This window comes from Mastigocoleus sp. MO_188.B34 (assembly GCF_030065675.1).
In the GTDB taxonomy this organism is placed as follows: domain Bacteria; phylum Cyanobacteriota; class Cyanobacteriia; order Cyanobacteriales; family Nostocaceae; genus Mastigocoleus.
On record NZ_JASJDK010000060.1, the window covers coordinates 22,365 to 40,818 of the forward strand.

16 protein-coding genes are annotated in these 18,454 nt (G+C 38.2%); 10 read left to right on the forward strand and 6 right to left on the reverse strand.

Annotated features, from left to right (window positions below):
• Positions 1-185: 185 nt before the first annotated feature.
• Entirely contained in the window at positions 186-1,541 is a 1,356-nt protein-coding gene (locus tag QNJ50_RS15350) for a hypothetical protein (protein ID WP_300636675.1), read from the reverse strand.
• Positions 1,542-1,935: 394 nt separating this feature from the next.
• The gene (locus QNJ50_RS15355; protein WP_300636677.1) at positions 1,936-3,018 is read right to left on the reverse strand and encodes a Photosystem Q(B) protein 1; all 1,083 of its coding nucleotides are present in this window, start codon (positions 3,016-3,018) and stop codon (positions 1,936-1,938) included.
• Positions 3,019-3,305: 287 nt separating this feature from the next.
• Here QNJ50_RS15355 and QNJ50_RS15360 point away from each other — a divergent pair, with 287 nt between their 5' ends.
• The 4 genes from QNJ50_RS15360 to murF all read left to right on the forward strand — a co-directional run bounded on the left by QNJ50_RS15360 (position 3,306) and on the right by murF (position 8,420).
• Complete coding sequence (locus QNJ50_RS15360) at positions 3,306-4,775, forward strand: carotenoid oxygenase family protein (RefSeq protein ID WP_300636679.1); 1,470 nt, start codon at positions 3,306-3,308, stop codon at positions 4,773-4,775.
• A gap of 1,130 nt (positions 4,776-5,905) precedes the next feature.
• Complete coding sequence (locus QNJ50_RS15365) at positions 5,906-6,043, forward strand: hypothetical protein (protein ID WP_300636681.1); 138 nt, start codon at positions 5,906-5,908, stop codon at positions 6,041-6,043.
• A 184-nt stretch (positions 6,044-6,227) separates the two neighbouring features.
• Positions 6,228-6,674 (forward strand): tellurite resistance TerB family protein, encoded by a 447-nt coding sequence (locus QNJ50_RS15370; RefSeq protein WP_300636683.1) that lies wholly within the window; start codon positions 6,228-6,230, stop codon positions 6,672-6,674.
• A gap of 390 nt (positions 6,675-7,064) precedes the next feature.
• Positions 7,065-8,420, forward strand: a complete 1,356-nt coding sequence (gene murF / locus QNJ50_RS15375) for a UDP-N-acetylmuramoyl-tripeptide--D-alanyl-D-alanine ligase (protein WP_300636685.1) — start codon at positions 7,065-7,067, stop codon at positions 8,418-8,420.
• Positions 8,421-8,606: 186 nt separating this feature from the next.
• On the opposite strand, the gene QNJ50_RS15380 is transcribed toward murF, so the two are convergent.
• Complete coding sequence (locus QNJ50_RS15380; protein WP_300636687.1) at positions 8,607-8,930, reverse strand: hypothetical protein; 324 nt, start codon at positions 8,928-8,930, stop codon at positions 8,607-8,609.
• A 167-nt stretch (positions 8,931-9,097) separates the two neighbouring features.
• On the opposite strand from QNJ50_RS15380, the gene QNJ50_RS15385 reads away from it, so the two are divergent.
• Positions 9,098-10,081, forward strand: a complete 984-nt coding sequence (locus tag QNJ50_RS15385; RefSeq protein WP_300636689.1) for a putative 2-dehydropantoate 2-reductase — start codon at positions 9,098-9,100, stop codon at positions 10,079-10,081.
• 109 nt (positions 10,082-10,190) lie between these two features.
• Here the strand turns inward: QNJ50_RS15385 and QNJ50_RS15390 are convergent, their stop codons facing one another.
• Entirely contained in the window at positions 10,191-11,369 is a 1,179-nt protein-coding gene (locus QNJ50_RS15390; RefSeq protein WP_300636691.1) for an MFS transporter, read from the reverse strand.
• Between the two features lie 161 nt (positions 11,370-11,530).
• Between QNJ50_RS15390 and QNJ50_RS15395 the strand changes: the two genes are divergently transcribed.
• The 3 genes from QNJ50_RS15395 to QNJ50_RS15405 all read left to right on the forward strand — a co-directional run bounded on the left by QNJ50_RS15395 (position 11,531) and on the right by QNJ50_RS15405 (position 14,554).
• Positions 11,531-11,785 (forward strand): type II toxin-antitoxin system prevent-host-death family antitoxin, encoded by a 255-nt coding sequence (locus QNJ50_RS15395; RefSeq protein ID WP_300636693.1) that lies wholly within the window; start codon positions 11,531-11,533, stop codon positions 11,783-11,785.
• The gene (locus QNJ50_RS15400; RefSeq protein ID WP_300636695.1) at positions 11,778-12,041 is read left to right on the forward strand and encodes a Txe/YoeB family addiction module toxin; all 264 of its coding nucleotides are present in this window, start codon (positions 11,778-11,780) and stop codon (positions 12,039-12,041) included. The genes QNJ50_RS15395 and QNJ50_RS15400 overlap by 8 nt, the downstream gene beginning before the upstream one ends.
• A gap of 170 nt (positions 12,042-12,211) precedes the next feature.
• On the forward strand, positions 12,212-14,554 hold the full coding sequence (locus QNJ50_RS15405; protein WP_300636696.1) for a glycoside hydrolase family 31 protein: 2,343 nt from the start codon (positions 12,212-12,214) through the stop codon (positions 14,552-14,554).
• 12 nt (positions 14,555-14,566) lie between these two features.
• Here QNJ50_RS15405 and QNJ50_RS15410 read toward each other — a convergent pair whose 3' ends face one another.
• Entirely contained in the window at positions 14,567-15,190 is a 624-nt protein-coding gene (locus QNJ50_RS15410) for a TenA family transcriptional regulator (RefSeq protein ID WP_300636698.1), read from the reverse strand.
• A 302-nt stretch (positions 15,191-15,492) separates the two neighbouring features.
• On the opposite strand from QNJ50_RS15410, the gene QNJ50_RS15415 reads away from it, so the two are divergent.
• Positions 15,493-16,146 carry a DUF2301 domain-containing membrane protein gene (locus QNJ50_RS15415; protein WP_300636700.1) on the forward strand — a complete coding sequence of 218 codons (654 nt, stop codon included), beginning with the start codon at positions 15,493-15,495 and terminating at the stop codon, positions 16,144-16,146.
• A 139-nt stretch (positions 16,147-16,285) separates the two neighbouring features.
• On the opposite strand, the gene QNJ50_RS15420 is transcribed toward QNJ50_RS15415, so the two are convergent.
• Entirely contained in the window at positions 16,286-17,629 is a 1,344-nt protein-coding gene (locus tag QNJ50_RS15420) for a cytochrome P450 (RefSeq protein WP_300636702.1), read from the reverse strand.
• Positions 17,630-17,819: 190 nt separating this feature from the next.
• Here QNJ50_RS15420 and QNJ50_RS15425 point away from each other — a divergent pair.
• Positions 17,820-18,454 (forward strand): DNA-processing protein DprA (locus QNJ50_RS15425; RefSeq protein WP_300636704.1); only part of this gene is annotated, 635 nt, incomplete at its 3' end.

Below are 18,454 nucleotides of genomic sequence, written 5' to 3' on the forward strand. Positions count from 1 at the left end.
AAGCAGTTTGTGGATACGAACTGCTTGAATTAGTAATTTAGGAACAGGCGACATAGAATAGAGCACTTATTTTCAAGATGAGTTGAGGAAATAATTTTTCTATTCAGTCGAACTCTTCCTCGCCTCACGTTTTCTAAGGGATTCAGAGTAAAGTCATAAATTAACACAAGTATTACAACTTGAAACTATGCAGCTGTTAGCTGCCGATGTCTAATCTTATGTATTTCTTCTCTTCCCCAAAAACAAACTGCACCCAAGCTCATGAGGATAACGATAAATTCAAAAATTCCTCCAAATACGGGTATAGCAGTCAATAATACAAACACCACCAAACCAACAAAAAGGGATATAAGTCTTCCTGTTATTTGATTGGGTCGCAAACGTTCTATTAACCATCGTCCACCTAAGAAGCTGATAATAATCTGCGGTACGCAAATTGCGAAAATTGCCAATGCAATGCCAATGGACGTAGTAAATACAATGGTAGTCCCAGCGATAGGCAGAATTAAGTCAGGTAGGACAAAAGCCAGTAACACAGTCAATAGCAGAGCAACAATAGATACAAATACAATAATTGCTCCAATACCAACAAAAGTCACCAAACCCCATCCCAAACTAGGTAATGGCTTGGTTTGTATAGTTGTAGTCAAACCTTGTGTCCAAACTGGAAGAAACTGCATTAATAACCAGCCAATTAATAGTAATGCAACTAACCTTTGTAATTTTTGGAGAACAATTTCTCCTGGAGTTTGGGTTCGGATAAATCCATTCCAATCAGCTTCACGTTCTCCTTCATAGGGTAATTCTTCCCGTACCACTCCACCAACGACTTGTGCTTTGTCGCTAATCAGGGCTTCTTTGGTTGACTTATAATTCAGTTTGCCACTGATTTTTGCTGTATCTTTAATAGTCAAACCTTCAGGAATTTCTGGGATAGCGACTGGTGGTTTCGGAATAAAGGGTAGATTCAATGGATTGGGATCGCCGATCACAACAACTTGCATATTTTTTCCCACAGAACCACTCAACTCTAAGGAGTTGGTTCCTCCCAAAACACTTCCATTTACTGTTCCAGCAAGTGAAGCTTGAGCCCCAAAAAAGCTTATATCGCCACCAACCCTACTACCTACTTTATTTTCCAAGCTTGCACCAGCGGCAATTAAGTCATCGATAATTTGAGCTTTACTGTCAATTATCAGTACTTGTCCAGCAATGCGAACATCATCTTTGACAGTACCATTGATAGTTATGGTTTGACCTGCAGCGATTACATCGCCATCGACCATACCATTGACAGTAATTTTTTGACCAGATAGCACTGCATCACCTTTAATCCTCCCATCAATAGTTAATATTTCGCCAGATAAATATAAGTCATCGTCAATGACTTGGTTTGCGGTGATACTGATTTGTTTATCTGCGGCTGCATTGATTGATAATGCTGGAGAAATACCAATTGACAATAATGATACTAAAACTAAAGCAAAGATAAGTAAAGTAGTTATTTTTATACGCCTAGTTAATTTTTTCAAAATCCTCATCTATTCATCTCCATGATTGGGAAATCAATTCCACAGGGTTATTTATTGAATTTGGTAAGGTAATATATTTGTTTTAAATCAATATTTTGAGGATATTGTGAAGACTAATAAGATTTATGGTTCTACTCTATTGGAGTAATTCACATTAACCAAAATAGGGATAGGAAAAAATAGTTGCGCCTATCCCTTTTGATTCTTGTATTGAAGTTTCAAATCAAAACATTCAAAATAATTATGCATCTCCGGAAATTAAATATGCATAACCCAAAATCCTTGTAGAGACGTAGCAGAGCCTTTGGCGTCGGCTTCGCCTCTGCTACATCTCTACATTCTTTTCCGGAGATGTCTATTGTATTCAAACTCTACAGAGTTCTTGGAAACACTCAATAATCACTCAAGGAGTATTATAACTAACTGGTATTGCTTCCCCTGCAGACATAATCACTGGAAAGTGATGAACATTAGGTGCATGCATTGCTTGTAAACCCAAATTAGCTCGATTAAGCATATCTGCTTCTGTTGTTATAACTGCACCAGCGCTGTCCAATATGGAGTGATTGAAGTTAAATCCATTCAGGTTAAATGCCATCATACTTATCCCAATAGCAGCGCACCAAATACCCAACGTTGGTAATCCAAGCAATAAAAAGTGGAAAGCACGATGATTTCTACTTGCAAACCAAGGGATCAATAAACGTCCGAGGAAACTACTGTGTCCAGCTAAATAGTTATAGGTGGTTTTTGTTTGACCAAACTTATAACCCTTACTTATTGCTTCCTTTTCAGTTGTTTTCTGATACAAAGTTGATGTCACCAAAGACCCATGCAAAGCAGCCAATAATGCACCACCGAATACTCCAGCAACCCCTAACATATGTCCTGGATGCATCAAAATGTTATGGTCTCCTTGAAAAGCCAACATAAAGTGGAAAGTTCCAGATATTCCTAATGGTAAGCCATCAGAAAAGCTACCTTGACCAATAGGATAAACCAACAGTACAGATGTAGCTGCAGCAACGGGAGCAGAAAAAGCTACTGCAATCCAAGGACGGCTACCCAAACGATAACTCAGTTCCCAAAGCCTTCCGAGGTAGCACCAAATCCCAATCAGAAAATGCAACACAATCAATTGATAAGGACCACCATTGTAGAGCCATTCATCTAAAGAAGTGGCTTCCCAAATCGGATAAAAGTGTAAACCAATTGCCGCCGAAGTTGGTACAACTGCTGCTGTAATAATGTTGTTCCCACCCATGAGAGAGCCCATTACAGGTTCTCTGATTCCATCCATGTCTGCACCGGGTGCAGCAATGAAAGCAAGAATAAAGCAGCTAGTAGCAACTAGCAGAGTCGGAATCATCAATACCCCAAACCAGCCAATATAAAGACGATTTTCTGTGCTGGTTATCCAGTCACAAAAACCATCCCATATTTGGGTAATGGATAATTCCTGACGAGGTCGAACGATCGTATTCATGGAGTTATACCTCAATAGTGTATATTTTGATCGGTCTCATCTTGGAGCCAAAGTTTTGAATATCCCACACTTATTGTTGTAAAAGAATAATGTGATAAAGTTGTGAGGTGATACTTTAAGACAGCAATTAAAATAATTAATTTTCCCTGACGTCTTGATAGTAGCTATTATTTAGCTTTCACCAAACAAACAAATAGTAAAAGGCTTAAAAATCTTAATACCTTAGTTATTCCGTTTCATAGAGCACAAGTTTTAATATTTTTATAGCCCAACTCAATAAAATTAAGATGCAGGCCATTAACAAAAACTCATCAAAAGCAGCCTGGACCAAAGCAATTGCTCAACCGGGTGAAGAATTTCCCCTCACTCCGTTAAAAATTTTATCTGGTCACGGTCAAATCCCTGTAGGATTGTGTGGTACCCTGTATCGTAATGGCCCGGGTCGTTTAGAACGTGGTGGAATTAACGTAGGGCACTGGTTTGATGGGGATGGTGCTATTCTTGCAGTATATTTTAATCTTTCTGGTCAACAGGGGGGTGCTAGCGCTATTTACCGTTATGTTGAAACTGCTGGTTATAAAGCAGAAACAAAAGCAGGTAAATTACTTTACAGTAACTATGGGATGAAAGCACCAGGGCCATTTTGGAACCAATGGCTTAGACCTGTGAAAAACTCTGCCAATACTTCAGTGCTTGCACTGCAGGATAAGCTTTTAGCACTTTGGGAAGGTGGTGAGCCCCATGCTTTAGACTTAAAAAATCTTGCAACTTTGGGTAAGGACGATCTGGGTGGATTAAGCGATGAAATGTCCTATTCTGCTCATCCTAAGATTGATGCTGCAACGGGCGAAATTTTTAATTTTGGTATTACACCCGGTAGAAAAACAATCTTAAATATCTACAGAAGTGATTCTAGTGGAAAAATTCTGCAAAAAGCAAAACATCAACTTGAGGGTATACCTTTGGTGCATGATTTTGTGTTAGCAGGGGAGTGTCTGGTATTTTTTATACCCCCAGTTAGACTGCATTTCAAATCTGTACTGATGGGTTCTAGCTGTTTCAGCGATGCATTGAAGTGGGAACCTGAATTAGGAACACAGATTTTAGTATTAGATCGTCATAGTCTACAAATTGTCAGTCGTAGTGAAACCCAACCTTGGTTTCAATGGCATTTTGCCAATGGATTTGTAGATTCTGAGAATAATTTAATTGTAGATATGGCTTGCTATGAGGATTTTCAAACCAACCAATTCCTCAAGGAAGTTGCAACAGGTGACGCTCATACTGTTGCTGAAAGTAGGCTGACACGAGTTACATTGAATCCTAATACGGCGAAAGTTATAAACACCGAACGGATATTAGATCGTCATTGTGAGTTTCCGATCGTTCCCCCATCTCGTGTTGGCAAAGAATCTCGCTATACTTACTTTTCCATTGCTCGACAAGGTACAGATATCGGTCGAGAATTATTCAATGGAATTGCTCGGTTGAATCATGACACTAACACTATTACAGAAGCAATATTTCCCGATAATCATTATCCATCGGAACCAATTTACGTTTCCGACCGAAGAAATCCACTTCAGGCTTGGATTATAACTGTAGTTTACAATGCAGATGAAAAGTATGGACCTAACGGTCGCAGTGAGGTTTGGATTTTTGATGCTGCTCACTTGGATACACAACCTGTTTGTAAACTAGAACTACCTAAAGTCATTCCCCCAGGGTTTCACGGAACTTGGAAACAGGAAGATTAACAACGATTTTTGATTGCAGAATTTAGGAGTAAGGAGATAGGAGTCAGGACAGACCCCCTCCTTACGGACGAACAGGAGACAGAATTGTGCGCGATCGCGCACCGCTTTGCTAACAGAAGTGGAATCTGTTTACACCAGCTTTCTCGCATTTTAACTGTACCTCACTTACTTACAATCCCCTATAAAAATAGCGCTTGGAATTATGATGATAAAATTCGGTAGTTCTACGCTTCCATCTTATTAACAAACTAGGGTAGGGGATTTGCGATCGCATAAATGAACTAATTGCCGACTAGCAATCCAAATCCCCTGTAGTTTGATCCCCAAAGAAATCTTAAACAACGAATGCGTCTACTTGAGCAGTACCGATATTGAAGTCGTGAACAAAAGCCGTAACTCCAAAAGCCTCGTTGAGAACATTAGCTGCAACATCTGTAAGAGTGATATTGACATTGTCAATATCTAGGTTGTTACGACCTCGATCTTCAGAGGTTCCAAGACCACCAATTTCTAAATTAAATAATGGAGCACGAGTAACAATATCCGTGAAATGTGTAAATATTGCACCATCACTCGCAATTATTAAGAAATATTAATGGCGTGAAGTTAAATGTATTTTTATTTCTTATTCACCTCATCAGAGAAACTAGCAAAAGAATATTTTTATTTCTATGTTCATTGCTTAAATATAAAATTTATTTGAAATAATACTTACTCTTAAAAAAGATACTATTGGTGACGCGATGGTAAGTGATAACAACTAAATAAAATCATAATATTTTTTTCAACATAAAATCAAAGTTATTTAATTAAAGGAGTTATATCGATTGTATGTAATCAAATAATTAAATATGCTTTTTGTTGATTTTTGTGCTAAAAAGACTGTTTTAAGCCTCTTGAACTACGTAAAGCAATACTAAAGCAATATATTTTAATGATATTTTTTCGTATATCGGTTAACAAAATCTTCGAATAAAAGCTTAATCTTTAACAAGAAAAAATAATTAAGGCTGCGTAAAACAGCTAAAGTTTTGTTAAGATGCAAATGTAGGTGATGCGTCACCAATTTAGCGGAATCAGTTCTGATGATTTAGAAGAAGTAAGTATAAGTAGCGAAGGAGTAAATAACTATGGATAACTATATTTTCTTTGAACAAGGCTTATGGATGCTGGTTTATGCTTTTTTGTTATCCTCAGTTGGGCTTATTGCAGTTTCTGGAATTGGTTTAGCAGTAATTGAAAGTATTGAAAGAACAAATAATCGGTAATATTAATTTGAATAAATAACCTAGATAGTTTTCTTCTTGTGATTTATCATTGGTGTTCGCTACTGAAAAAAGCTGGGAATACTGGATATTGAGACTCAAAGGAGTAAGTGAACTCCATCTCTAAGAAAATTTGAGTTTTGAAAACACCAATACTACGAAACTGTAGGGCAAGGAGAAAACTGAAATGAGTTTATCTGAAAATTTATTGAGCACGCAACCTAGGAGACAAGAAGGCTTCACTATAATGGAAGCTTTTACTGCTATTATTTTGGCAGCTACTGCTTCAGATGGCTATATTTCTCAACAACGAGCTGATGATATTTCCTGTGCTTTGTTGCGACTAAGGCTTTTTAGTAATTGCTCTAGTGAGACTGTAGATCAGATGTTGGATAAACTGCTAGGTATTTTGCGAAGAGATGGATTTAATGTCTTGTTCAACACTGCTAAGGAATCATTACCACAAAATCTAAGAGAGACATCCTTTGCTGTGGCTACAGATTTAGTCTTGTCTGACAGCGTTGTAAGTGAAGAAGAGAGAAGTTTTTTAAACGATCTGCACCAAGCTTTAAATATAGACACCACTACAGCAACAAAAATTGTCGAGATCATGACGATTAAGAACCAAGCATAGAACAAGATTTTTATATAATAAGAATTTTACAAAACAGCAATAGTGAGTTATCGCAAATTGGATCGTACGCTTAATAACCGTGGGAAGACAAAAATTAGAGGATAGCAGTTTCTACTTACTCTTCTTATCCTCAAGCAAAATTTAATAAATTTAATCTATTGTTTGTATAGACTAAACTTGCCAAAGGAGTTATGCTTCTTTGGCATTATTTTTTACAAACTTTTTAACTTACTTTAGGCAATGCCTGTAGCATTGTTAAATGCTTTGCTTTATATTTTCCATTATAAAATTATAGGATTTAAACACTTTTTGTTTTCTCTTTAAGCCAAAGTGGTTTTTTCACCACAATTTTGGCGCGCCATTATCATTAAATCCAAAAAGTATTATATTATGCTTTGTTCTACCACACTATCTCAATTGGCTGACGTATTAAAAGCTAAACAAGTCAACTTATCAGGGAATATTTTATCTCAAGAAATAGCTGGTATCCAAACAGACAGCAGAATACTTAAGCCAGGGGAAGTATTTGTTGCCTTTAGAGGAGAAAAATTTGACGGACATCAATTTATTCCAGGAGTTTTTGCTAAAGGTGCTTTAGCTGCAATAGTTGACGAGAAATATCAAACTCAAGAGTTTCCCGAACTACAAGTTCAAAATACTCTTGTTGCTTATCAAAAAATTGCTCGATGGTGGCGCGATCGCTTTGACATTCCAGTCATTGGTGTAACAGGTTCTGTGGGAAAGACCACAACTAAAGAACTCATAGCAGCAGTTTTATCAACCCAAGGTAGCGTACTCAAGACTTATGCTAACTACAACAACGAAATAGGCGTACCAAAAACCCTGCTGGGACTGGCACCACAGCATAAATATGCTGTAATTGAAATGGCAATGCGAGGTCGGGGACAAATTGCCGAATTAACCCAAATTGCTCGTCCGAACATTGGTGTAATTACCAATGTAGGTACAGCACATATCGAACTATTAGGTTCAGAAGCTGCTATTGCTAATGCGAAATGTGAATTGCTTGCACAAATGCCTGTTGACGGTGTTGCAATCCTCAACCATGATAATCCCCTATTGCTAGAAACTGCAGCTAAAGTTTGGCAAGGGAAGTGTATCACCTTTGGCTTATCTGGCGGTGACATCCAAGGACAGATGATTGACAATTGTACTGTAGAGGTTGATGGAATGAGATTACCTTTGCCTTTACCGGGACGTCATAACGCAAGCAATTTTATGGCTGCTCTTGCTGTTGCTCGGGTTTTAGGGATTGATTGGTCAATTTTAAAATCTGGGGTAACAGTAGATATGCCAGGTGGACGATCGCAGCGATTTGAATTACCCAATGATGTAGTTATCCTAGACGAAACTTATAATGCTGCACCTGAAGCAATGACAGCAGCATTAAACTTACTAGCAGAAACTCCAGGTAAGCGTAAAATTGCTGTTTTGGGAGCAATGAAGGAACTGGGAGAACGTTCCTTATCTCTGCATCAGAGAGTCGGAGAAACAGTCAGAAAGTTAAAATTAGATGCTCTAATGGTTTTAATTGACTGTAACGACGCAGAAGCCATTGCAATGAATGCTGAAGGTATTCCAACAGAATGCTTTTCGAGCCATGAAGATTTAATTAGTCGCTTAAAGAAATTTGTTGAACCAGGTGACAGGTTACTATTTAAAGCTGCCCATTCTGTAGGTTTAGATCGGGTTGCTGACGGACTTCGTAAAGGACTGGCTGGTTAGTTGCTGGTAATTGGTAATTGGTAATTGGTAATTGGTAATTGGTCATTGGTGATTGGTAATTGGTAATTGGTAATTGGTAATTTCTCACTCATTACTCATTACTCATTACTCATTACTCATTACTCATTACTCATTACTCATTACTCATTACTCATTACTCATTACTTATTACTTATTACTCAGTAATTAGGAATCCGGCAAAGGAGAATGACTTCTGGAAAATAAAATAGCTCCTAAATTACAAATCCAGCAAGTAACAGCTAGCCACATCAAAACAAAGGTTGGAAGCATTACTACGCCAACCATAAACCATGTGTAGACGTGAAATACCATTACTAGAGCCCAGAAGCTAGCAAAAGCTGCAGATTGCCACACTTGAACTGAGGGACGACGGAGTGCTGAGAGACCTATCGTCAGTGAAGTAGAAAGCAAGTTAGCTGGCACTAAAAATGAACAAATTTCAATGCAGTTGTTACGAGAAAATTCAGCTATCGTGTTTAAATCAAACATCAATCCTGTTGATTTATTTATCTAATTATAAATTATTGTATCTCTCTCTTAAAAGAATTTAAATTCTCCAAATTCTTATCTATCTTACCTGCTCAGCCCAATTCAATGCCAAATGCCCAATACCCAGTTAAAATATTTGTGAGTTCTGCAGCTTTAAAATTTTTTAAGTGACCAAAAATCTTACATATGCCATTGTGGGAACTGGCGCTTTAGGAGGATTCTATGGTGCTAACTTGCAACAAGCAGGGTTGGAAGTTCATTTTCTAGTTCGTAGCGATTACGAAAGTGTCCAGCGTAATGGTTTATTTGTGGAATCTGTTGATGGAGATTTTCGATTAAATCGGGTAAATGCTTATTATGATGCAAGAAATATGCCTGCTTGTGATGTTGCGATCGTGGCATTAAAAACAACACAAAATCATCTTCTACCAGACATCTTACTACCCATACTCAAGGAAAATAGTACAGTCTTAGTGTTGCAAAATGGACTTGGAATTGAAGAAGAAGTTGCAGCAATCATCGATCATTATAAAGTTAGCGGATATAAAATTGGTGAAACTAAAATAATTGGTGGATTATGTTTTTTATGTTCTAATAAGGTCGGAGATGGACATATTCGCCACTTAGCTTACGGAAAAATTATTTTAGGAGAGCATAAAAATAATTCCCAACATGGCGATATCGCAGATGAAATGCGAATAATTGCAAACGACTTTGAAACCGCTGGAATTCCCATCGAATTATCATCTGATTTACTCCTTTCTCGTTGGAAGAAGTTAGTTTGGAATATTCCCTATAACGGATTGTCAGTTGTTTTAGATGCAACGACGGAGGAATTGATGACGAATCCTAATAGCTTGGAATTAGTGAAAGAGTTAATGCATGAAGTATTAATAGGAGCAAAAAGTGTAGGACGTGATATTCCCTTGGAGTTTATTGAGACGATGTTGGAGCATACCCGAAATATGCATCCCTACCGCACCAGCATGAAGATAGACTATGACGAAAAGCGCCCTTTAGAATTAACAGCAATTTTTGCTAATCCTTTACAAGCAGCATTTTCTTGTGGAGTTGATTTACCAAAAATTAGATGCTTGTATCAGCAACTACAGTTTTTGGATCTGAGAAATAGAACCAATTCAGTTAAATAAAATATCTGTAAATATGGCAAAATTCAGGAGTCAGGAGTAGAATATTCTTTGCACCTGATTAGGAGTTTTTTGTTGAACTTATGCATTACATAGTTTTTTATTGACAAACTTAAATCACTCGTAAAGCAACTAATCTTTGCAAACAAAATAGACCCACAACCATAAAACCGACTCCAGAAATTATCAGAGCTATATCTAGAGAATAAAAATCTGTTAACCATCCGACCATTGGTCCTATTAATGCAAACCCTAGACGAAATACAAAGCTATTGACTGAAAGCACAGTTGCTCGAATAGAAGAAGAAACATGCTGATTGATATGATTTAAAAGCAAGGGCATACGCAAACCCCGCACTAAGTAAATCACTGCAATAAATATGATTCCCCAAGTTTGCTCAATTAATCCGAGGAAAATATAAGAACTACCCATTAAAAGTATTAAACCAAAAAAGACTGGTTTAATTCCCAACAAATCCTCTAGAGAGCTAGCTTTTATCGAAGCTAAACTCAAGACTATATGGAAAAAAGCCCAAGCAAAACCAAATGCTTCTGTGGAAAGTCCTCGTTGACTCATATCAGCTTGAGCTAACCAAACAATCAGGAATGTGGCAGTACCAAAATTAGCAGATAATAAGATTAACCATTTGAGATTCTTATTTTCAAATAAAGCTAGACGGACAATCTGCCAAAGCTCTTTAATATTCCCTCGTGGAGCCATTTGAGTTACAGAACTATGAGGCGTGGGTTCAACTAAAGTCGATACTAAAATACAGTAAGCAACAATAAAGACTGTTTGCAGATAAAAAGGATAAACCAAATTAACTGATGCAACTGTAGCACCGACAATACCACAAATAGCTTCTGTTCCTCCGGCGATCGCCACAAGTCTACCTTGGAACCTTCTATAATCTTGTTCGCGCCCAATTTGCACTAAACTATCAAAAGCGATAGCTATATCTGCACCCGAAATTAAACTAGCTGCTAAGCCAGCAAAAACTTCTGCGATCGCAAATATGATAAAACCTTTCCCCAAACAGTAAAGTATTAGGGAAAAAGTCCAAATTAAACCTCCTGCAATTAAGGATTTTTTGCGTCCTAAGACATCAGCGATATACCCTGAGGGGATTTCAAAAATAAATACTGATAGTGAAAGAATACTTTTTAGTAAAACTGCTTGTTCGAGATCGAGTCCGTGACTTTGGTAAAAAAGAATTATTGTTGGGATTGGAAACCAAGCAAATTCCAATCCTTTGAGCACTTGTAACTTCCATAAATTTGATTTAAGCATGGTGTGGTTGTGCTCTGCAAAATTTTATTGATATTTTTGTTGGGTGGGCGATTGTATATGATTTTTGATAATAATTTCAAACTATCATAATTTGCCCACCCTATCTTTCTAACACCTCTCATCGCGTTATACTTGTACAAGTAAATAGACAGGTTAGAACAATGAAAATAGTTACTTTTAGCGAAGCAAGAAATAAACTAAAAGCCATATTGGATGGAGTAGTTAATGACGCGGACTACACCATAATTACGAGACGAGATGCTGAAGATGCCGTTGTGATGTCTCTTGAGTATTTTAATAGCTTGCTTGAAACTGTTTACTTATTGAAGTCTCCAGCAAATGCGGCTCATTTAGAACGCTCCATTGCTCAGTATAAACAAGGTCAGGTAACAGAGCAAAGCTTATTAGATGAGTGATCGAAAATTAGCCTGGACTGATGAGGCTTGGAAAGACTACATCTATTGGCAAAGTCAAGACAAAAAAACCCTAAAAAGAATTAATAAACTGATAAAAGAAGCTAAAAACCTTCCTTTTGAGGGAATTGGTAAACCTGAACCTTTGAAAGAAAATTTATCAGGATTCTGGTCACGTCGTATCGATGATACTCATCGTCTCGTCTATGCGGTGGATGATGATTACTTCACAGTTATTTCTTGTCGCTATCATTACTAGTACTATTGCGAGAAGCGCAAGCTTGCGCATAGCATCGCTACGTTGTTTTATTGGAAATTACTAACCCACCAATGGTATTAATAGTCAGGAGTTGCAAAAAAATTAGAGCAAATCAACGGACAATAAGCTTAAGAACTTAGTTTAACTGAAAATAATTAATACTTTTCCATATGCCAGAATTTATCGAACAACTCCCCTGTCACGAACCTCAATGGAATCAGATTTCATCTGTAGAAAGAGTTCAAACATATCAGCAAGGGATCTTTCTTATATGTGATGGTAATCTCAATCTCACTCTGAGTGTTCTTGCGCCTAATCTAATTCGAGTTCGTTTTTCACCTACGGTCGATTTTATTCCCAGACGTTCTTGGTCAGTTGCGATCGCAGATGAGGAATGGGATACTATACCCTTTGAGATTGAGGAAACAGAGAAATTTATCAATATTAAGACTGCAGAAATCACGGTTTGTGTTCAGCGCGATCCCTGTCGGATAGTATTTATCGAGCAACGAATGGGTAATACTTTTGCTGGTGATACTGATTTGGGAATTGCTTGGCGTCAAAATGAGGTTGCTTGTTGGAAGCAAATTGGGGCTGGGGAAAAGTTTTATGGTTTTGGGGAACGCACTGGCTTATTGAATCAGAGAGGAAAGCATCTCACCCACTGGAATACAGATTGTGTTGGTTATGAAATACTCACAGATGAGATGTATCAGGCGATCCCATTTTTTATGTCTCTGTCTCCCCAAGTTAATTACGGTTTATTTTTTAATACTACTTATAAGAGTCAATTTGATGTTGGTGCAAACCAAAGCGATATTTTACAATTACACACTCAAGGTAATGAACTAGATTATTATCTGATTTATGGTCAAGAACCTGCAACCATACTTAACACTTATACCAAGCTAACAGGGCGAATGTCATTACCACCTCGTTGGGCTTTAGGTTATCATCAATGTCGCTGGAGTTATAACTCAGAAACTGAAGTACGAACATTGGCGCGGGAATTTCGTCAGCGTCGTATTCCCTGCGATGTCATCCATCTCGATATAGATTATATGCAGGGATTTCGGGTCTTTACTTGGCACAAACAGCGTTTTCCCGACCCAAAAAAACTAATTGATGAACTTACAGGACAAGGTTTTAAAGTTGTTACCATTGTCGATCCCGGCGTTAAATACGATCCAGAAGCTGATTACGAAGTTTGCGATCGCGGATTAGAAAACAATTATTTTATCCGTAATAAACAGGGTAAAATATTTCACGGTTATGTATGGCCCGATCGCTCTGTATTTCCCGATTTCATTCGTAGCGACGTGCGGGAGTGGTGGAGTAGTTTACACAAGAATCTTATCAATAAGGGCGTAGCTGGAATCTGGAATGACATGAACGAACCAGCTTTAGATGACCGTCCTTTTGGTGACTCTGGAAATAAAATTTCCTTTCCTTTGGATGCACCCCAAGGTGACCCAGAAGAACAGACAAACCATGCCGAAACACATAATATATACGGGTTAATGATGGCGCGTGCGTCGCGGGAAGCTTTAGATAGACTTCGTCCCAAAGAACGTTCGTTTGTTCTTACTCGTTCTGGTTATGCGGGCGTTCAGAAATATTCTGCAGTGTGGACGGGCGATAATCATTCCTTGTGGGAACATCTGGAAATGTCCTTACCCATGCTCTGTAATTTAGGATTATCTGGGGTACCATTTGTTGGTGCAGATATCGGGGGATTTGCAAGTAACGCCACACCAGAATTATTTGCTCGGTGGATGCAAATAGGAATGTTGTATCCTTTAATGCGCGGTCATTCGGTAATAGCTAGCAAGCGTCATGAACCGTGGGAATTTGGCACTGAAGTAGAAGATATTTGTCGTCAATATATCGAACTTAGATATCAATTATTGCCCTACATCTACACCTTATTTTGGGAAGCAGCAAATACAGGTGCGCCAATTCTCCGTCCACTGCTTTATCATTATTCTGATGATCACAACACTCAGGAACTTTACGACCAATTACTACTAGGTGAATCTTTAATGGCTGCACCGGTATACAGACCTGGAGTGGAACATCGGGCTGTTTATCTTCCCCAAGGAACTTGGTATGATTGGTGGACAGGTGAATGCTACCAAGGTTCTAAGTATATTCTTGCCCATGCACCATTAGCAAAAATGCCCATGTATATCCGTGGGGGATCGATTATTCCTCTGGCACCGGTTATGCAATATACTTCTGAGTCAGCGGTAAATCAATTACGATTGCGAGTTACCCCTGGTACGGGAGAATATACATTATATGAAGATGATGGGACTAGTTTTGCATATCGCGATGGTCTTTGGTCTACAACAAATTATCAAGTGAATACAGAAGGAGAACAGGTAATTATAGATATTCAAGCCAGACAAGGTAATTGGAATCCTGCACCACGTCAAATAATTGTAGAAGTTGTAGGTAAAGGCGTACAAGAATTTACAGATGATGGTACTGCAAGGAAATTGCAGTTCTAAAAGAATTCGAATTTAGATAACTTTCATCGCCATCGACCAAAAGTCTTTTTCTAGAACTGCAATCTCTAGGAAAGCCGATTCTGCTTGACTCTGTATCGTTTCATCCACCGTTGACAAAACTTCATCAGCAATTTGTTCTAAAAGTTTTACATATTCAGTAAAACCTTGATTTCCCCAGCGTTCGGCGAACTCTGCATAGGGTAGTGGCATCTTACCAGGTAATTGCCAACCCTGATTATAAGCTAATTCAATCGCCCATAAGGTAGTTGTTTGCACTGCATAGGGCATAGTTGTGACTAACTTCATATACTCACAATATTGCTTACAAGTTTCTTGGGGTTCAGTTTTTAAATTAAGCTGTCGCTCTTGTGCTTTCGCTTGAAACCAATTCAGTTCATCTTTAAGTGCACCCAAACCACTTAGAAGAATATCAAAATGATGGCTTGGAGCATTAGCTAAAACTCGCGCAACAAACCGAGTAAATTCAACCACAAATAGATAATCCTGTACCAACCAAGTAGAAAATTGCTGTGGTTGTATTGTTCCTAATTGACATTGGGTAAGAAATGGATGCACTGTGGCTTGCTTCCAAGCTTGAGAATGTTTTCCCAGAAGTTGAGAACAGCTAATACTCATGCAGATAAACTCCCAAAGATTTAATTAATTTGTAGGGTGCTGTTAGCGACAGCGTAACGCACCGCAACAAAAATCATATTGAATATTACTTTTTTTGATATTTCCTTAATAAAATTCTAGAAAGTCTTGAGATATTTTCTTAATAACCTAAGTAACTAGCAACTTGGGTTAATATCTTTGTGCTTTATCTTCGTGCTTCGATATTTTTCGCGATAATTAAGATCGCAGGGAAATATTTAATATTTACAATACTTAGCCTGCGCGTGTAGCGCATAAACACAGAGTTCATAGGAAAAAACATTATGACAACAGAAATTACAACCCCACCGGAAGTATATAAAGGACAATTTGGCGAATTTACCATTAACGATAGCGATCGCACTGGCGTAGTTATTTACCGCTCTGGTTTAATGGTCGCTGCGCTCTGTTTTGCAATTGGTAGTGGTTTAGTATTATTTAACTTCCAGTCAACACTACCATTTCTGACAGCCTTATATGCTGTGTTCAGTATTGCTTTGGGTATAAGTTTGGTAACCATTCATATTTATATGGTGGAACTGCACCGCTTACTACAAATATTTTGGGTAGTTGGTAGTGGAGCAGCGATCGCGATCGCTGCTTCGACTAGTGAACCTTTAGCAATGACGATTTATAACCAACCCCTGACCATTTTGGGAGTAGGTTTTACCTTTGCAGCTTTGACCGGAATTTATTTTAAAGAAGCTTTTTGTTTCAACCGTTTAGAAACCAAGTTGTTAACCCCAGTAGTTCCATTATTACTGTTAGGACATTTGACAGGAATTTTACCTCTAGATGTAGAAAAGATTTTACTCGGAACCTGGGCTGTTTTCTTTTTGGTCTTTGCTTTACGTAAAGTTATCCAAGCAATTCCACCAGATATCGGAGATAAATCTGTATTTGATTACTTGGAAGCTCAACGTTCTGCTAAAGCCTAAAATTCTATTTGGTTTTCACTCCTTACTCATTACTTACTCCTTACTCATTACTTATTACTGTGCGCAATACCTACGGTACGCTAACGCTAGCTGCGCGCCCCGCAATACCTACGGTACGCTGACGCTAGCTACGCTAACATTACTCCTTACTCCCACTCAGTGCTTGAAAGCTTATCTTTAAGCCATCTTTTGTACGGGGAGTTATTGTGTTCGCCATTTCTAAGTTTTGATTGGGAAGTAGTTCCCATTGGTATTGACGTAGCAAAATTGCAGCAAAAATTTTCATTTCTAGTCGAGCAAATTCTTTCCCCAAACATTCCCGCATTCCACCACCAAAGGGTACATAACTAAAGGCTTGAGATTTATTTTCTTCACGTTCGGGACTAAAACGTTCTGGATCGAACTTTTCTGGTGCTTGGTAAATGTTTCTATCTTGATGAGTGTTATTAATCTCGAACAATACAGACCAACCTTGAGGAACATGGTAACCTTGAATTTCACATGGTTTAATCACCTCTCGAAATCCTCCTCCCACAGGTGGAATGAACCGCAATACTTCTTTCAAGACTTGCTCGAGATATGTCATTTGCTTAAGGTTTTCCAAGGTTAGAGGAGTATCTAATCCAAGTTTTTGCTGCTCTTCACGTGCTAATGCTAATACCTGTGGATGTTGTGCTACAAGTTGACAAAAGGATGCTATTGCTGATGTTAATGTTTCGTGACCAGCAAACAGAAGGGTCAATATTTGGTCTTTGAGTTCATTTACACTTAAACTTTGACCATCTTCGTCGGTAGCTTGCAAAAGTAAAGATAAAGCATCTTCAAATGTAACTTCTTGTTGTTGCCGTTGATGGATGATTTTTTCAATCTCAGCAAGTAAAAGTTTTCGACAACGCAACGCTTTTCCAAAAGTACTCCATGGTAAGTTAATTGGAAGACTAAATAAACCACTGACCCAGGTTGTATAGTATTCACCTAGTTTAGTCTTAGAAGCGTTATCAGTACCCACAAATAATTTACAGGCGACATCGAGGGTATAATTTTTTATTTCTGGATACCAAGTAAATTTATTTATTTTCTCCCATCTATCAATATATTGATGGGTAATATCTTCAATAACACTGGTATAGCTTGCTAAAGCCCTAGGTTGAAAAGCTTGGGATAGAATTTTGCGTCGTTTTTGATGCGTTCCATCTTTTTGGACAGATACAGATGCTGGACCAAGAAGTACTCTTGTACTGTATGGCCAGTTATTAGAAAAATATTTATTTTCGTTGGTAAATATAAATCTATTGATTTGTCCCCCGGTAACAACTAAAGTGGGACGCCCAAAAATATGAGTTTTGAAAACAGAACCGTATTTTTGGTGTCTTTTTGCGGAGAAATCAGGATCTTGCAAAAATTGTATGCTCTCACCAATAAAAGGTAAACCAAGACTACCTGGAGCTAATGGTAATTTTTTTAGGTTTTCACTGACTGTCATAAGATAATACCAACTTGTTTCAGTTAAATTTATTTAATGCAACTTAACTTAATTTAATTTAAACTCACATCTTTATTATCTTACTGACGCGCTTTTTTGAGGTATATTTTCGAGCATCAAAACAAACAATCACCAATCCCTAATTCCCAACTGGGAATACTAAACCGGTAGGGTGAGGGAGGATAAACACTTGGTAGAGGAACGCGCATATTGGTTAGCTTGGACCCAAGTTTCGGGAATTGGTCCAATATTACTACAACGCTTACATCAGCATTTTGGCAGCTTAGCGATCGCTTGGGAAGCAAAAGCTCAAGATTTGGGTACCGTAGAAGGTTTTGGTTTACAAACTATCAATAAAGTTATCCAACAGCGTTCCCGCATTAACCCAGAACAATTACTACAAAAGCATCAAAAAGAAAATCCTGATTTTTGGACACCCGCAGATTCAAATTATCCCCGTTTGCTCCAGGAAATTCCTAGTCCCCCGCCAATTTTGTATTACCGTGGCGAAGTAGAATTAACAGAAAATCTCGGACAAAAACCGTCAGTGGGAATTGTGGGAACGCGCAGACCTACAGAATATGGTATTCGTTGGACGCGGCGAATTACTACGGCTTTGGTAGAAAATGGTTTTACCATCGTTTCCGGAATGGCTGATGGAATTGATACCGTAACCCATGCAGCTTGTCTCAAAGCTGGGGGACGTACCATTGCTGTTTTAGGTACGGGTGTCGATGTGATTTATCCTCCCAAAAATCGCGAACTGTACAAACATATTTTGAATCGCGGCTTAGTTGTTAGTGAATATCCCGCCAAAACTCCACC

Bases quoted from the DNA above. Each gene is read 5' to 3' on its own strand.
- QNJ50_RS15410 (WP_300636698.1), bottom strand. From the start codon at position 15,190: ATGAGTATTAGCTGTTCTCAACTTCTGGGAAAACATTCTCAAGCTTGG.
- QNJ50_RS15355 (WP_300636677.1), bottom strand. From the start codon at position 3,018: ATGAATACGATCGTTCGACCTCGTCAGGAATTATCCATTACCCAAATA.
- QNJ50_RS15390 (WP_300636691.1), bottom strand. From the start codon at position 11,369: ATGCTTAAATCAAATTTATGGAAGTTACAAGTGCTCAAAGGATTGGAA.
- QNJ50_RS15360 (WP_300636679.1), top strand. From the start codon at position 3,306: ATGCAGGCCATTAACAAAAACTCATCAAAAGCAGCCTGGACCAAAGCA.
- QNJ50_RS15405 (WP_300636696.1), top strand. From the start codon at position 12,212: ATGCCAGAATTTATCGAACAACTCCCCTGTCACGAACCTCAATGGAAT.
- murF (WP_300636685.1), top strand. From the start codon at position 7,065: ATGCTTTGTTCTACCACACTATCTCAATTGGCTGACGTATTAAAAGCT.
- QNJ50_RS15365 (WP_300636681.1), top strand. From the start codon at position 5,906: ATGGATAACTATATTTTCTTTGAACAAGGCTTATGGATGCTGGTTTAT.
- QNJ50_RS15415 (WP_300636700.1), top strand. From the start codon at position 15,493: ATGACAACAGAAATTACAACCCCACCGGAAGTATATAAAGGACAATTT.
- QNJ50_RS15370 (WP_300636683.1), top strand. From the start codon at position 6,228: ATGAGTTTATCTGAAAATTTATTGAGCACGCAACCTAGGAGACAAGAA.
- QNJ50_RS15380 (WP_300636687.1), bottom strand. From the start codon at position 8,930: ATGTTTGATTTAAACACGATAGCTGAATTTTCTCGTAACAACTGCATT.
- QNJ50_RS15420 (WP_300636702.1), bottom strand. From the start codon at position 17,629: ATGACAGTCAGTGAAAACCTAAAAAAATTACCATTAGCTCCAGGTAGT.
- QNJ50_RS15400 (WP_300636695.1), top strand. From the start codon at position 11,778: ATGAGTGATCGAAAATTAGCCTGGACTGATGAGGCTTGGAAAGACTAC.
- QNJ50_RS15350 (WP_300636675.1), bottom strand. From the start codon at position 1,541: ATGAGGATTTTGAAAAAATTAACTAGGCGTATAAAAATAACTACTTTA.
- QNJ50_RS15395 (WP_300636693.1), top strand. From the start codon at position 11,531: ATGAAAATAGTTACTTTTAGCGAAGCAAGAAATAAACTAAAAGCCATA.